At 69.9% G+C, this 14,562-nt stretch carries 16 protein-coding genes; 7 read left to right on the forward strand and 9 right to left on the reverse strand.

Going from position 1 to position 14,562, the window contains the following annotated elements; translation table 11 throughout:
* Positions 1-31 precede the first annotated feature (31 nt).
* Positions 32-1,459, forward strand: coding sequence for an aldehyde dehydrogenase family protein (locus ACW14X_RS03150; protein ID WP_457164678.1), 1,428 nt, complete (start codon positions 32-34; stop codon positions 1,457-1,459).
* A gap of 57 nt (positions 1,460-1,516) precedes the next feature.
* On the opposite strand, the gene ACW14X_RS03155 is transcribed toward ACW14X_RS03150, so the two are convergent.
* Positions 1,517-2,983, reverse strand: coding sequence for an NAD-dependent succinate-semialdehyde dehydrogenase (locus ACW14X_RS03155; protein WP_457164679.1), 1,467 nt, complete (start codon positions 2,981-2,983; stop codon positions 1,517-1,519).
* A gap of 104 nt (positions 2,984-3,087) precedes the next feature.
* Between ACW14X_RS03155 and ACW14X_RS03160 the strand changes: the two genes are divergently transcribed.
* From ACW14X_RS03160 to ACW14X_RS03170, 3 genes are read left to right on the forward strand one after another with little or no spacing between them, the layout of a single operon-like run.
* Entirely contained in the window at positions 3,088-4,344 is a 1,257-nt protein-coding gene (locus ACW14X_RS03160) for an aspartate aminotransferase family protein (RefSeq protein WP_457164680.1), read from the forward strand.
* A gap of 18 nt (positions 4,345-4,362) precedes the next feature.
* Entirely contained in the window at positions 4,363-4,548 is a 186-nt protein-coding gene (locus tag ACW14X_RS03165; protein ID WP_160024081.1) for a hypothetical protein, read from the forward strand.
* A 43-nt stretch (positions 4,549-4,591) separates the two neighbouring features.
* Positions 4,592-5,239, forward strand: coding sequence for a GNAT family N-acetyltransferase (locus ACW14X_RS03170; protein ID WP_457164681.1), 648 nt, complete (start codon positions 4,592-4,594; stop codon positions 5,237-5,239).
* 6 nt (positions 5,240-5,245) lie between these two features.
* Here ACW14X_RS03170 and ACW14X_RS03175 read toward each other — a convergent pair whose 3' ends face one another.
* The 3 genes from ACW14X_RS03175 to ACW14X_RS03185 all read right to left on the reverse strand — a co-directional run bounded on the left by ACW14X_RS03175 (position 5,246) and on the right by ACW14X_RS03185 (position 7,942).
* A complete protein-coding gene (locus ACW14X_RS03175) occupies positions 5,246-5,998 on the reverse strand; it encodes a DoxX family protein (RefSeq protein ID WP_457164682.1) in 753 nt (250 codons plus the stop codon).
* Positions 5,999-6,033: 35 nt separating this feature from the next.
* A complete protein-coding gene (locus ACW14X_RS03180; RefSeq protein ID WP_457164683.1) occupies positions 6,034-7,128 on the reverse strand; it encodes an FAD-dependent oxidoreductase in 1,095 nt (364 codons plus the stop codon).
* 91 nt (positions 7,129-7,219) lie between these two features.
* Positions 7,220-7,942 (reverse strand): polysaccharide deacetylase family protein, encoded by a 723-nt coding sequence (locus ACW14X_RS03185; protein ID WP_457164684.1) that lies wholly within the window; start codon positions 7,940-7,942, stop codon positions 7,220-7,222.
* Between the two features lie 131 nt (positions 7,943-8,073).
* Between ACW14X_RS03185 and ACW14X_RS03190 the strand changes: the two genes are divergently transcribed.
* Both ACW14X_RS03190 and ACW14X_RS03195 read left to right on the forward strand, forming a co-directional pair.
* Positions 8,074-8,490 (forward strand): hypothetical protein, encoded by a 417-nt coding sequence (locus ACW14X_RS03190; protein ID WP_457164685.1) that lies wholly within the window; start codon positions 8,074-8,076, stop codon positions 8,488-8,490.
* 48 nt (positions 8,491-8,538) lie between these two features.
* A complete protein-coding gene (locus tag ACW14X_RS03195; RefSeq protein WP_457164686.1) occupies positions 8,539-8,925 on the forward strand; it encodes a nuclear transport factor 2 family protein in 387 nt (128 codons plus the stop codon).
* Positions 8,926-8,930: 5 nt separating this feature from the next.
* Here ACW14X_RS03195 and ACW14X_RS03200 read toward each other — a convergent pair whose 3' ends face one another.
* Positions 8,931-9,242 carry a hypothetical protein gene (locus ACW14X_RS03200; RefSeq protein ID WP_350720590.1) on the reverse strand — a complete coding sequence of 104 codons (312 nt, stop codon included), beginning with the start codon at positions 9,240-9,242 and terminating at the stop codon, positions 8,931-8,933.
* An 82-nt stretch (positions 9,243-9,324) separates the two neighbouring features.
* Positions 9,325-9,942: a TetR/AcrR family transcriptional regulator gene (locus tag ACW14X_RS03205; RefSeq protein ID WP_457164687.1), complete on the reverse strand. Its 618-nt coding sequence runs from the start codon at positions 9,940-9,942 to the stop codon at positions 9,325-9,327.
* An 86-nt stretch (positions 9,943-10,028) separates the two neighbouring features.
* Between ACW14X_RS03205 and ACW14X_RS03210 the strand changes: the two genes are divergently transcribed.
* Positions 10,029-12,281 carry an MMPL family transporter gene (locus ACW14X_RS03210; protein WP_457164688.1) on the forward strand — a complete coding sequence of 751 codons (2,253 nt, stop codon included), beginning with the start codon at positions 10,029-10,031 and terminating at the stop codon, positions 12,279-12,281.
* Between the two features lie 5 nt (positions 12,282-12,286).
* Here the strand turns inward: ACW14X_RS03210 and ACW14X_RS03215 are convergent, their stop codons facing one another.
* From ACW14X_RS03215 to ACW14X_RS03225, 3 genes are read right to left on the reverse strand one after another with little or no spacing between them, the layout of a single operon-like run.
* The gene (locus tag ACW14X_RS03215) at positions 12,287-12,433 is read right to left on the reverse strand and encodes a hypothetical protein (RefSeq protein WP_457164689.1); all 147 of its coding nucleotides are present in this window, start codon (positions 12,431-12,433) and stop codon (positions 12,287-12,289) included.
* An 18-nt stretch (positions 12,434-12,451) separates the two neighbouring features.
* The gene (locus ACW14X_RS03220) at positions 12,452-13,288 is read right to left on the reverse strand and encodes an META domain-containing protein (protein WP_350836908.1); all 837 of its coding nucleotides are present in this window, start codon (positions 13,286-13,288) and stop codon (positions 12,452-12,454) included.
* On the reverse strand, positions 13,288-14,553 hold the full coding sequence (locus tag ACW14X_RS03225; protein ID WP_457164690.1) for an arginine deiminase: 1,266 nt from the start codon (positions 14,551-14,553) through the stop codon (positions 13,288-13,290). The genes ACW14X_RS03220 and ACW14X_RS03225 overlap by 1 nt, the downstream gene beginning before the upstream one ends.
* Between the last annotated feature and the right edge of the window lie 9 nt (positions 14,554-14,562).

Here is a 14,562-nt window from a genome sequence, read left to right on the forward strand (position 1 = left end):
TGGGGTCCGTCGGGCGAAGCACCTTAGTGGCATGACAAGCATCGACCTGACCCATGACGTCCCCGGCCATTGGGTGGCCGGCAGCGTCGTCCCCGCGACCACCACGATGGAGATCGTCAGCCCCGTTGACGGGCGAGTGGTCGCCACCGCTCCGCTCGGCACCGCCGCCGACGTCGACCGGGCGGTCGAGGCCGCTCGTACGGCACTTCCGGGTTGGGCCGGCATCGGCCCCGCCGCCCGAGCCGATGTGCTGCGAGCCCTCGCGGCCGAGCTGACGGCTCGCGGCGAACGGATCGCTCAGACCATCTCGACCGAGATCGGCGTGCCGATCGGGTTCTCCCGGCTCGCGCAGGCGGCGTTCCCACCGTTGGTGACCACCGCGGTCGCCGACCTGGCCGCCGAGGTCTCGTGGGAGGAGCGGGCCGGCAACGCCATCCTCGTGCGTGAACCCGTCGGGGTCGTCGGTGCCATCACCCCCTGGAACTTCCCGCTCCAGCAGGTCGTGACGAAGGTCGTCCCGGCGCTGCTGGCCGGCAACACGGTGATCCTCAAGCCTGCCGAGACCGCTCCGCTGACCGGACCGATCCTGGCCGAGGCGGCAGCGGCCGCCGGGATCCCGGCCGGCGTGCTGAACATCGTCTACGGCACCGGAAGCGTCGTGGGCGAGGCCATCGCGGCGCACCCGGGCATCGACATGGTGTCGTTCACGGGCTCGACGGCCGCTGGCAGGCGTGTCGCAGCGGTCGCGGCCGACACGGTCAAGCGGGTGGGGCTCGAGCTCGGTGGCAAGAGCGCCAGCATCGCGCTCGACGACGCCGACCTCGACGAGGTGGTCGCGGAGACCCTGCAGTACGCCTGGAGCAACAGCGGTCAGGCCTGCGGCGCCTGGACACGGCTGCTCGTCCCCGCCGCACGACACGACGAGATCGTGGCGAAGCTGCGCGAGGCCGCCGGCGAGTACACGGTGGGCGATCCTGCCGATGAGACGACCCGGCTCGGACCGGTCGCCTCCGAGGCGCAGTGGCAACGGGTGAACGGCTACATCGAGAAGGGACTCGCGGAGGGAGCCGAGCTGGTCGTCGGCGGACCCGGACGGGTGCCCGGCCTCGAGGGCGGCGCGTTCATCCGCCCGACGATCTTCGCGAACGTCGACCCGGACTCGACGATCGCCCAGGAGGAGATCTTCGGGCCGGTGCTCAGCGTTATCGCCTACACCGACGACGACGATGCGGTGCGGATCGCGAACGGCACGCCGTACGGCCTCACCGCGGCCGTGTTCGGGAGTCCCGACCGAGCCCTCTCGGTCGCGCGGCGGCTCGAGGTCGGCCAGGTCCACGTCAACGGTGGGGCGTTCACGCCGCTGGCGCCTTTCGGCGGGCGCAAGCAGTCCGGGACCGGCCGAGAGATGGGCAAGGCAGGGATCGAGGAGTTCACCGAGCTGAAGGCGATCCTGCTCTGACGAGGCCGTGCCTGCGCCCCCAGTCCCGGGGGCGCAGGCACGGCGCAGGTCGTGGGATCACATCGCGATCCCGACGTACTTGGTCTCGAGGAACTCCTCGATCCCGGTACGCCCGCCCTCCCGCCCCAGTCCCGAGGCCTTGACGCCACCGAAGGGCGCGGCGGGGTTGGAGACCACGCCCTGGTTCAGCCCGACCATCCCGGACTCGAGCGCCTCGGCGACCCGCAGGCCACGGCGCAGGTCGTTGGTGAAGACGTAGTTGACCAGGCCGTACTCGGTGTCGTTGACGGCCTCGACCACCTCGTCCTCGGTGTCGAACGGCGTCAGCGGCGCGACCGGCCCGAAGATCTCCTCGCTGCCCATCTTCGCGGAGGCGGGGACGCCGGTGAGCACGGTCGGCGGGTAGAAGTAGCCGGGGCCATCGGGGGCGGTGCCGCCGGTCAGCACGCGGGCACCTCCGGCGACCGCATCGTCGACGAGGGTCTGCACCTTCTCCCGGGCCGCTTCGTCGATGAGCGGCCCGACGCGTACGCCCTCCTCGACGCCACGGCCGACAGGCAGCTCGGACATGGCCTTGGCGAGCCGGTCGCCGAACTCCTCGATGACCGAGCGCTGCACGTAGATCCGGTTGGCGGCCGTGCACGCCTCCCCCGTGTTGCGCATCTTGGCGGCCATCGCACCGGCGACCGCCTCGTCGATGTCGGCGTCCTCGAAGACGACGAAGCCGGCGTTGCCGCCGAGCTCCATGGACGTACGCAGCACCTGCTCCGCGCTCTGGGCGAGCAGCACCCGACCGACGGCCGTGGATCCGGTGAACGAGAGCTTGCGGATCACGCCGGAGCGCAGCAGCGGCTCGGTCAGCTCACCTGGCCGAGTCGTCGGCAGAATGTTGACAACCCCGTCGGGAACCCCGGCCTCGCGCAGGATCTCCCCCAGCGCCAGCATCGAGAGCGGCGTCTGCTGGGCGGGCTTGACGATGCTGGTGCAGCCGGCCGCGATCGCCGGCCCGAGCTTGCGGGTCCCCATCGCCATCGGGAAGTTCCACGGCGTGATCAGCAGCGCCGGCCCGACCGGCTGCTTCGTGATGAGGAACCGGGAGCCGCCGGCCGGCGCGGTCTGGTAACCACCCTCGATCCGCACCGCCTCCTCGGCGAAGTGACGGAAGAACTCCGCGGCGTACGCGATCTCGCCTCGCGCCTCGGCCAGCGGCTTGCCCATCTCGAGCGTCATCAGCAGCGCGAGGTCGTCGATCCGCTCGTGCAGGAGGTCGAAGGCGGCCATCAGCATGTCGGCGCGGGCGCGGGGAGCCGTCGCGGCGAACTCCTTCTGCGCGCCCGCGGCGGCGTCGAGCGCACGGCTACCGTCCTCGGGGGTCGCGTCGGCGACCGCACAGAGCACCTCCGCCGTCGACGGGTCGAGCACGTCGAAAGTCGCTCCGTCGCCGGCATCCACCCACTGACCTGCGACAAGAAGCCCCTTCGGGACCTCTGCCACGACCCGTGCCTCGTTCGGTTCTCCGCCCATCACGCATCTGCCTCCAAGGTCAGCATCCGGCCGTCCGGCTGACAGCCGGCCAACGCTGGCCTAGTGTAGTAGCGGGTCGGATTGTCAACAATCGACAGGAGTTCATGGTGGCCAAGCTCTCCCCCATCCTCAAGCAGGCAACCCCGGTCGTAGCGGCTCGCGGCGAAGGCGTTCAGCTCTTCGACGAAGACGATCGCCGCTATCTCGACTTCACCGCCGGCATCGGCGTGACCAGCACCGGACACAGCCACCCCAAGGTCGTCGAGGCCACCCAGCGCCAGATCGCCAACCTGGTCCACGGGCAGTACACGACGGTCAGGCACCGCCCGCTCCTCGACCTGGTCGACCGCCTCGGCCCCGTCCTCCCCGCCGGCCTCGACAGTCTCTTCTTCGCCAACTCCGGCTCGGAGGCCGCGGAGGCGGCGATCCGGCTGGCCCGTCAGGCGACCGGCCGCCCCAACATCGTCGTCTTCCACGGTGGCTTCCACGGGCGGACCGTCGCGGCCGCCTCGATGACCACCTCGGGCACCAAGTTCCGTGCCGGCTTCAGCCCGCTGATGGCGGGCGTCGTGGTCTCCCCCTTCCCCGACGCACCTCACTTCGGCTGGCCGCAGGAGCAGGCGACCGAGTTCGCGCTGCGCCAGCTCGACTACACGCTGCAGACCCAGAGCGCGCCGGCCGACACGGCCGCATTCCTCGTCGAACCGGTCCTCGGCGAGGGCGGCTACGTGCCTGCCGATCGGGCCTTCCTCGACGGCCTGCGCGAGCGCGCCGACCGGCACGGCATCCTGCTCATCATCGACGAGGTCCAGACCGGCTTCGGCCGCACCGGCGAGTTCTGGGGCCACGACCACTTCGGCTCGCGTCCCGACATCATCATGACCGCCAAGGGCCTGGCCTCGGGGTTCCCGCTGTCCGCGATCGCGGCCAGCGAGGCACTGATGTCGAAGGCCTGGCCCGGCTCGCAGGGCGGCACCTACGGCGCCAACGCCGTCGCCTGCGCCGCGGCCCTGGCGACCCTCGACGTCATCGAGGAGGAGGGCCTGGTGAAGAACGCCGCCGAGCGCGGCGCCGAGCTCCGCTCCGCCCTGGAGCAGGTCGCGAGCAAGCACGAGGCGATCACCGACGTACGCGGCCTCGGGCTCATGCTCGGCAACGAGTTCCGCACCCCGGACGGCGAGCCCGACGGCGCCACCGCCGCCGCGGCCCAGCAGGAGGCTGCCCGGCGCGGTCTGCTGCTGCTCACCTGCGGCGCCTGGGGACAGGTCGTGCGGTTCATCCCGGCCCTCGTCGTCGACTCCGCGGCCATCGACGAGGCCGCCGGCCTCTGGGCCCAGTCCGTCGACGCCGTCCTCGGCTGAGCGCCCGGTCACCGCACGATGACAGACGATCTCGAGCGACTGCTCCGCTGGGAGGAGGCCGGCGCGACCTGGGAGGCGATCTGGCCGCGCGACGGTGAGGTGACCATCGTGCTGTGCACCTGTGACAGCGGCGAGGAGGTCGACCGCTACACCTCGGCCGCAGCCGACCTGCTCGACCACGTGCGGAGTCACTCCGCGGGGTGATATCCGGTTGCCCACGGCGTACGCGTTCTCGAATGATGGCCGGATGACTCCGACCGAGGTGTGGCCGCTGTTCGGCCTGGTGATCCGGACCCCGCGCCTGGAGCTGCGGCTCCCGACCGACGTCGAGCTCGCGCGCTTGGCGCAGGTGGCGGCCGACGGCGTGCACGAGCCGGCCCAGCGGCCGTTCCTGACCCCGTGGGCGGAGCGGCCGCCGCTGGAGCGAGCCCGCCACGTGATGCGCGGCGCCTGGTCCAGCCGGGGCGACTGGAAGCCCGAGGACTGGAGCCTGGGGCTGGCCGCTTTCCTCGACGGCGATCCCATCGGGGTCGTGTGGGTCTCGGCGAGCGAGTTCGCCACCCGACGCGAGGTCAGCACCGCGTCCTGGCTCGGCCTGCGACACCACCGCCGCGGCTTGGGCACCGAGGCCCGCCTCGGCGCCCTCACCCTGGTCTTCGACCACCTCGGCGGCGCCTACGCCACCTCCGAGGCGTTCCCCGACAACGCCGCCTCCGTGGGGGTCTCGACGAAGCTCGGCTACGAGCCCGACGGCATCTCCCGCGACGTACGCGACGGTGAGGTGCTCGTCTCCCACCGCCTCCGGCTCGGCCGGGAACGGTGGGAGCGCAACGACCGCAGCGAGATCGAGGTCGGCGGCCTGGAGCCGTGCCTGCCCCTGTTCGGCGCGGCGTAGACCGGCTCAGTGCAGGAAGCAGAAGACGAAGACGGCCACGCACAGGACCAGCGACAGCGTGGCGTTGAGGGCGAGGTTGCGGCCGAAATCGCGGGCCCGGATGTGTGCCGAGACGGCACACACGAAGTAGACCACCAGCGCCGCGCTGGTCAGCGCCCCGACGTACGGCACCCACAACCCGGCGACGAGGCCGGCCGTGGCGGCGACCTTGACCCACGGCATCACCGGCCACAGCGCCCGCGGCAGCCCGACGTCGGTGAAGCACTGGGCAATGAAGCCGACCGGCTTGAAGCACATCGCCGCATCGCCGATCTGGATCACCGCGAGCACCACGACCGGCCACCACGGGTCCGGACGCTCATTGACGTACGCCGCGACGACCCCACCGAGATCCTCCTGTGCCGCCGCGTACATCCCGGTGACGACGAGCGTGGCCAGCGACAGCACGAGGCCGACCCCGGCACGGCCCAGGCTCTGATCCCCCACCCGCAGGTGCGCCCCGATCGCGAGCACGAAGAAGGCCACGAACCCGGCGGCTGCGACGATCCCGACAGCCGGGACCGCCAGACCGACCAGCAGGCCCAGGAAGCCCAGCGCGTAGGACGCCCCGATCGGGAACCTCAGCCATTCCAGCGGCACCGAGAGCCGTTGGGCCTCGGTCACCGGTATCCGATGACCGGTCAGGTTGAGCACTGCCGCGCCGAGCGCGGCGATCGAGGCGATGAGCGTCAGGGTGAGATAGGTAGCCGTCATGGTCATCCAGACACCAGCGGCCGTGAGGCTGTGACGCGGATCTACCTGCTCAGCAGCCCCGCGATCGCGCCGAGCCCCGCGAGGCTGGCGTCACGGACCGCCACCACAGGGGCGTTGTCGACCTGGCCGATCACCCCGACCAGCCGAGAAGCCCGAATCAGCCGAGATGTAGCCGGCCGCCGGGTGCGGTCGTAGGCCACCAGCGCACTCTCGACGCGGGCGTGACCGGCGAGCTGCGCGGCCAGGACGGCGGCGTCCTCGATAGCGGCGCAGGCACCCTGCCCGAGGTTGGGGGTCGTCGCGTGCGCGGCGTCGCCGAGGAGGACGACCCGCCCGTGGTCGAACCGCTTCAGCGGCAGCCGCAGATCACAGATGTCTCCGCGGAGGACAGCGCTCGGAGGCGTCGCCGCCAGCAGCTGCGGGATCGGGTCGTGCCAGTCGCCGACCAGCGCGGTGACGTCGGCATGGTGGTCCCCGCCGGTCTCCCCCGCCGGCCGGTTGGCGGTCACGAACCAGTACGTCCGGCCATCCACCAGCGGGGCGTAGCCGACGCGCACCCCGGTCCCCCAGGTCTCGCCTCCCGTGGTCGACGCGTCACCCGGCACCGGCTCCGCGGTGACACCGCGGTAGGCGGTGTAGCCGGCATAACGTACGTCCTCACGCTGGTGCAGCTCCTTCCGGATCGTGCTGCGGATCCCGTCGGCGGCGACCACCACGTCGGCGTCGTCGAGCTCAGCCAGGCTGGTGACAGTCACTCCGGTGCGTACGTCGATCCCGTCGCGCGTCTCCAGCTCGCTCACCAGCGCCTCGTGCAACCGGGCCCGGTGCACCATCACCGGGGTCCGCTCGGCGGCGTCGGCGCCCACCTTCGCCAGCCAGCGCCCGTCGGGCCGCCGCAACCCCGCCTGGATCGCCGGCCGGGTCCCGTCCACGAGCCGATCCGCAACCCCGAGATCGGCAAGGATCTTCCACGCCCGCGGCCAGATCGAGAGGCCGGCCCCGACCTCGCCCAGCTCCGGCGCGCGCTCCAGCACGGTCACCTGCCAGCCCACCCGGGACAGCGCGAGCGCCGTCGTGAGCCCTCCGATCCCCGCGCCGACCACCAGGGCACTCCGGCTGCTCGTCGATCCACTCACGACGCGCAATCTAGCCGACGTCGACCTCGGCCCGGGCCGACGAGCTCGTACGTCACGACCACCCTGCTCTCGCACCCGTCGGTCGAGGCGGTCACGCCCTGGGCGTCCAGTCCGCGCCCGGGATGCCGCCCTGCGGCAGGGTGAAGGTGTATCCCTCGGCCACCTTCTCCGGGAGCACCGTCTCGACCGCGTCGACGGTGTTCTCGCGGTTGCCACCGCCGTCGTGGGCGAGGGCCACCGCGCCGGGGCGGATCGCCGCCCTGAGGTTGCTCGCCAGCGTCTCCGCGGACAGGTCGTTGCCGTCCCAGTCGAAGATGACGTTGCCCAGCCCGAGCGGCTGCATGCCGAGGGATGCGGCGACCTCTGCGGTGTTGCCCCAGCTGCCGTTGGGAGCCCGGAAGTACGGCACCTGCTGAGCCGGGTCTCCCAGCACCTCGCGGATCGTGGCCAGGTTGGCCTTGAGATCCCGCTCGACCTGGGCGTGCGACCAGCTGCCCATGTCGGCGTAGGACGTGGAGTGGTTGCACAGCGTGTGGCCCGCGGCGACGATGCGTCCCAGGATCTCGCTGCCGCCGGGCGCGGTGATGTTCTGGCCGATGACACAGAACACCGCGGTGATCTCGTGAGCGGCCAGGATCTCCAGCAAGCGATCCGTCTCGCCGGGGTTCGGGCCGTCGTCGAAGGTGAGAGCGGCAACTTTGCCCGTGCCCCTGGCGGCGGCGAGCGGCGTCGAGGTCGGACTGACCGCGCCTCCCGGCACGAACCCCGGGTCCGGGCTGGCCTGCCAGTCGCTGCTCGTGCTCCAGACAGTCATGGCAGACTCCTTCGACATCGTTGTCGAACACGATCGAGGCGCAGCTGATCCGTGTCAAGGACCGAGTCGTTCCCACAAGTCTGAGTACTCACACTCATGCGCGCCGTAGCCCGATCAGCGAGGCTGGAGACATGAAGCTTCTCGTACGCCTCGCCGTGATCCTCGGCGGCAGCCTCCTGTTCTCGACCGTGATGACCAACCTCTTCCCGACCGAGGACGCGAACATCGGCGCCGGCCTGATCTACTTCGCGCTGCTGCTCACCGTCTCGGGGATCTGGGGGCTGTGGGACGGCCGCCATGCGGATGCCCTTCCGCCCGTCTTCGTACGCTGGGCGCTGATCGCCGGCGTGGTCGGACTCAGCGGCCCGGTCCGGATCTGGTTCGAGGAGGGTCGCGACGTCGACGTGCTGTGGAGCGACTTGTGGAACCTGACCCCGTTCCTCGCCGGCCTCGTCCTCGCTCCCGCGGCGGTCGGGATCGGCATCGGCTACGCCCTCAACGGCGGCCGGAGGATCGCGCGGAGCACGCCGCACCACCCGTCCCTCTAGGCTCTCCCCAGCAACCGACCTCCCAGCAGTCGACCCAGAGGAGCCAAGATGACCACCTTCCGCGAGGCGATCGAGGCCAAGGACATGGACGCCGTGGAGGCGATGCTCGCCGAGGACGTCGTGTTCACCAGCCCGGTCGCGTTCAAGCCCTACCCCGGCCGGGCGATCACCGCCGCGATCCTGCGCGCCGTGGTGAAGGTGTTCGAGGACTTCACCTACGTGCGCGAGATCCACGACGGCGTCCACCACGCATACGAGTTCACCGCCACGGTCGACGGCCTCGATCTCAACGGCTGCGACTTCCTCACCTACGACGCCGACGGCCGGATCGTCGACTTCAAGGTGATGGTCCGGCCCCTGCGCGCCGCCGAGGCCCTCGCCGCCCGGATGGGCGAGCAGTTCGAGGAGATCAAGGCCGCCGCCATGCGCGGCTGAGGCGGTCAGTCGACGGGTCGCCCCTGCCGCCGCTCCTCGAGCCGCTGCTGTGCCTCGGGCAGGAACTTCAGGCACGGTGCGTCCGACTCGGGATGCTTCTGCGTCAGGTGGAAGATCCATCGGTCCATCGCCGCCATGAAGCCGTTGTCCTCACCAGCGCGGTAGGTCGCCCACTTGATCCTGTCCCTGACGACGCACTCCGTGCAGGTGATCTTGTAGACGAACTGCTCCTGCGCGTCGAGGTCGATCCTCACCGTGGCCAGGGGCCCGGCCTGCGAGGCTGCCTTCCGCTCACGAGCGGACCTGCTCGCTGTCATGCTGCACCTCGTTCTGATCGGGAGACGAAGCCTACGTCAGCCACACCGGACAGTTCGCCTCGGAGTCAGTGCGACGCGAGGTTCAAGCGCGAGTGAGATAGCCGACCAACGCAGCGCGGAGCTCGGCCGTGAGTGCATCACGGGTTGCCGGGTCGGGAGCCTCGGTGATCAGCGGCATCATGCCGCGAACGATCTGGATGGCGACGGTGGCGACGCGATCGACGTCTGCCGGCTCGCACCCGGTCATGAACCGTCCGATCAACGTCGCGACCGTCTGGTGCATGGCCTGCTGAACCGGGGCGACGGCATCGCGCATGTCGGCCGGCAGGTCAGATCGCGCGAAGAGAGCCTTGAACCCGGGGTGAGCGAGGTTGAACTCGACCAGCGGACCGACCACTGCGTCGATCGAGGCCTCGATCGACGCCTCCTGGCCGACGTCCATGATCGTTCGGCGCACACCGGAAAGCTCAGCTGCATAGTGCTCGCTGAGCGCGCGGGCGATGTCGGCCTTGCTGCTGAAGAACTGATAGAGCGAGCCCGGCGAGATCCCGGCCTCGGCCGCGATCGCGTTGGTCGTCGCAGCATCCGGTCCGCGTTCGGCGAAGACCACCGCGGCCGCACGCACGATCTCGCGCATTCGCTCTTCCCCACGCGCCTGCCGCTTGCGGCGCGGCCGGATCGGAGTCGCAGGATCGGTCATCGTCGGCCTTCCTTGAAATATGCGAGTAAATGCTCGTATATTTATCGCGAGCATCTACTCGTAAAACTAGCAGGGAGAGCGCGACCATGGTCGAGCCGATCCGCGAACTGACCCCCACCTCCGCCCCCAACACCGCCCCCACCACCGCCACCGCTCCGGCCTTCCGCTCGACCTGGCTGGCGAAGCTGGCCCGTCTCGTCGCCCGTCGTCCCGGATGGATCCTCGGCATCGCGATCAGCGCGTTGCTCGTTCTCGGGTTCGTCGCCTCCGGGGCGATGTCATCGTTCGTACTGTCTCGCTGGGAGGTGCCGGGCACCGAGTCGGTGGCAGCACAGGACGAGCTCACCGAGCGTTTCGGCACCGGCACCGCGAACGTCATCCTGCTCGTCGAGGCGACCGGCGGATCGGTCGATGACCCCTCTGTCGAGCGGGAGGCCATGGCAGTCTCCGCCGACCTCGACGATGAGGCGCGGGTGGCGGAGGTCTGGTCCTACTGGTCGACCGGTCGGGACCCTTCCATGCGCAGCGACGACGCCGGCTCCGCGGTTGTTCTCGCCCACGTCGCCGGTGATGCCACGAGTGCGCGTGAGGTGATCGCGGGCCTGATTCCTGCTTACACGATCCACGGCGAGGCGATCGAGGTACGCGTGGCCGGCGGAGAGGCGGCCTCGACTCAGATCAGCGAGCAGGCAGCGCTCGACTTCGTGCGCGCCGAGCTGATCATCCTTCCGCTGATGTTCGTGCTGCTGCTGATCATCTACCGGCGGCTCAGCTTCGCTCTGCTGACCCTCGGCGTCGGTGTCTTCGCGGTGGTCAGCACGCTGGCCGGACTGCGCGTCCTGACCGGTGTGACCGAGATAGCCTCGTTCGCCGCGAACATCACCCTGGTGATGGGCATCGGCCTGGGCGTCGACTACAGCCTGTTCGTGATCTCCCGATTCCGTGAGGCCCTCGGTGCAGGTCGATCGGTGCCGGACGCGCTGGCCGAGACCCTGGACACGGCCGGACGTACGGTGATCTTCAGTGGTCTGACGGTCGCGGCGGCGATGTCGATGCTGTTCCTCCTGCCATACGACTTCCTGCGCTCCTTCGCATGGGCCGGCGTCCTCACGGTCCTCGCGGCGGGCATCGGCGCCATCGTCGTTCTTCCGGCCGCACTCGCCGTCATCGGCGCACGAATGACCCGGCGCGGTCGCACTCTCCCGGCCTCGAAGCCGATCGAGACCGGGCGCTGGTACCGGCTGGGGCGACGGGTGATGGATCGTCCGCTCGCCTGGGGCGGGATCACGCTGATCAGCCTGATCGCTCTCGCCGCGCCCGCGGCCGGCGTTCAGATCGGAGTCCCCGACGACCGCGTACTTCCTCCAGGACATTCCGTGCGCGACACCTACGACGAGCTGCGCACAGGCTTCTCGGCCGAGCCCAACGACGCCCTTCAGGTCGTCAACACCGGCCCCGCCGTGGCTCCCCAGGACATTGCCGAGTACGCGACCGACCTCTCCACCGTGGACGGGATCGTGCAGGTCAACTCCCCCACCGGGGTCTTCGCCGACGGCACCCGCATCGCCCCGGCACCCGACCGCCTCGACCGAGCCGACGGGCAACGCCTCGAGGCGGTCCCGTCACGCGCTGCGCTCGACGCCGGCGTCCCGACCGAGCTCGTCCACCAGGTGCGTTCCCTGGACAGCCCCTTCAGCAAACAGGTGGTCGGGGGTGACCCGGCGGAGCTGGTCGACTTCCGCGACGCACTGATGGAGCGGCTCCCGCTGGTCGGCGCCCTGATCCTGATGGTCACCTTCGTGCTGCTCTTCCTGTTCAGCGGCAGCCTGCTGATCCCGCTGAAGGCGGTGCTCCTGAACATGGTGAGCATCGCCGTGATGTTCGCGGTGCTCACCGTCGTCTTCCAGAACGGGATGTTCGCCGACCTCCTCGGCTTCACCCCCATCGGCACCCTCGACCCCGCGTTCCCGATACTCATGTTCTGCGTCGTCTACGGGCTGTCGATGGACTACGAGGTATTCATGGTCTCCCGCATCCGCGAGGAGTACGACCGAACCGGCGACAATCGGCAAGCCGTGCTCGTCGGCCTGCAACGCTCCGCGCCGCTGATCACGGCAGCCGCCGTCACCCTCGCGGCCTCCTTCGCCGTCTACGCCTCCGGCGAAGTCATGTATCTGAAGATGATCGGCATCGGAACGGCCATCGCCATCCTCCTCGACGCCACGATCATCCGTGGTGTCCTCGTCCCGGCAGCCATGCGGCTGGGCGGCAGCGCCAACTGGTACCTGCCGCCCTGGCTGAACCGCATCTTCGGCCGCCTCAGGCTCCGCGAATCGTGACCCGATCAGCAGGAGGTGACCACGTCGAAGCGGCCGCCAGCCGACTCCTGGACGATCGTCATGGTGGCGGCTCCCTGTCCCAAGTAGTCCTCCGAGACGTTCGCGTAGAACGGGTTGTCAGGGGTCGTGCCTCCGTACGTCGGGTTGTTCATGGGCTCCGGCCCGCCGCGTCAGCGGAGCTGGAAGACGAGTCCCTTGTCGCCGACGGTCACGATCAGCACCTCCCCGATGAACTCGACGTGGTCGGTGGTCTGGTCGTCGACGATCGCGAGGACAGCCTCCTCGTTGAGGCGCGCGGCCCCTTGGCACCTGCCGCGTGTCACGGTGGCGGGGCCGAAGGCGATCTGGTCGTCCACGACCCGTACGGTCGTGCGTCCGCTGTTGCAGCCGGTGAAGAGGCGGGAGAGCCCATCCTGACCGACGGTCAGCCACGGGCGGCGCGTGTTCACCGGGAGCCGCGCGGTGGCACCGTCGGCGATCGTGCCGACGACCGTCCAGACCCTGCCGAGCAGGGTGTCGAGAGATGGGGCGGAGGTGCTGGCGAGCTGGATCGTGACGGTTCCGTCGGTCAGGGTCAGGGTGGGCCCGTCGCCCGTGCCCTGCATACCGTTGGTGAACAGGTCGGTCAGCCACCGATCCTGCTCGTCAAGCTCCGGTGAACAGGCCATCATCGAGCTGGCCGGTGCCTCGGTCCAGGCCAGCGTCTCGTCGGTCACGGCGTACGGGCCGAACAGGGTGTTGCACCCGGCCGAAACCGACATCGTGTCGTCCTCGAACGCCAGGTGGATGGTCGACCCTTCGACCAAGTCGTGGCCCTCTACCGAAGTGGACTCGTATGTCGCCCCCTCGAGTGCCGCTGCGTCCACGGCCGCCGGCGACTCGCCCGCGGTCGTGGTCGGCTCGTCGACCGACGTGTCATCGGAGCCCCCGCAGCCGGTGAGCACGCCGAGGACGAGGACGAGGACGGCCCCGAGCGCCAGGGCATCGATGCTCCGCTGGCCGGCCATCAGAACGTCACCGGGTCGCGGACGATCGGGCAGGTCATGCAGTGTCCCCCACCGCGGCCCCGGCCGAGCTCGGCCCCGACGATGGTGATCACCTCGACCCCGGCTTTGCGCAGCAGAGTATTGGTCAGCGTGTTGCGGTCATAGGTGAACACCACTCCGGGTTCGAGGGCGACCGCGTTGTTGCCGCTGTCCCACTGCTGCCGCTCGGACTGGTACACGTCGCCCCCGGTCTCGATCACCCGCAGCGAGTCCAGGCTCAGGGCTTTGGCGACCACGTCGACGAACGGGGTCGAGCCTTCGTCGACGACGTCGACGCCGGGCGCGGTATCGGAGGGCAGCAGAGTGAACGCGTGCACGCCGTCGACGATCTGCGGGTACAGCGTGACGATGTCGCGGTCGGCGAAGGTGAACACGGTGTCGAGGTGCATCGCGGCACGCAGCTTCGGCATGCCCGCGACGATGACCTTTTCGGCCGCACCCTTCGCGAACAGTGACGCCGCGACCTGGGTGATCGCCTGCCGCGAGGTCCGCTCGCTCATCCCCATCAGGACCACGCCGTTGCCGACCGGCATGATGTCGCCGCCCTCGAACGTGGCTTGGCCCCAGTCCTGCTCGGGGTCGCCCCACCAGACTGGGGAGCCGACGAAGTCCGGGTGGAACTGGTAGATGGCCTTGTAGAGGAGCGTCTCCTCCTTGCGGGCCGGCCAGTAGAGCGGATTCATGGTCAGTCCGCCGTACAGCCAGCAGGTGGTGTCCCGCGTGTAGAGGGTGTTCGGGAGTGGCGGCAGGAGGTACTCCCGGGCGCCCGTCGACTCGCGGGCGAGGGCGATATAGCCGATACCGTGCCCGTCAGGCAGGTCCTGGGTGGCGAGCCCGCCGATGAGGAACTCTGCAAGTTGCTGCCCGGGCAGGGAGTCGAGGACGGCGCGGGTGACGTCGACGAGCCCGAGGCCGACCCGGTTCGGGACGATCTTGCGGTCCAGCAGCCAGTCCCGCGCCCCGGGCACGTCCATCGTCTGCGCCAGCAGGTCGTGGAGCTCGACCACCTCCACCCCCCGCTGGGTCAGCTTGTTCACGAAGTCGGCGTGATCGCGCTGGGCGGCCTCGACCCACATCACATCGTCGAACAGCAGTTCGTCACTGTTGCTGGGCGTGAGCCGGCGATGCGCCAACCCCGGCCGACACACGAGCACCTTCCGGAGCACCCCGACCTCGGAGTGGACGCCGTACGTCGGGGTGGAAGACCCTGTGGTTTGCTCGGTCATTTCGGTTCC

Source organism: Nocardioides sp. YJ-D4, from assembly GCF_054031495.1.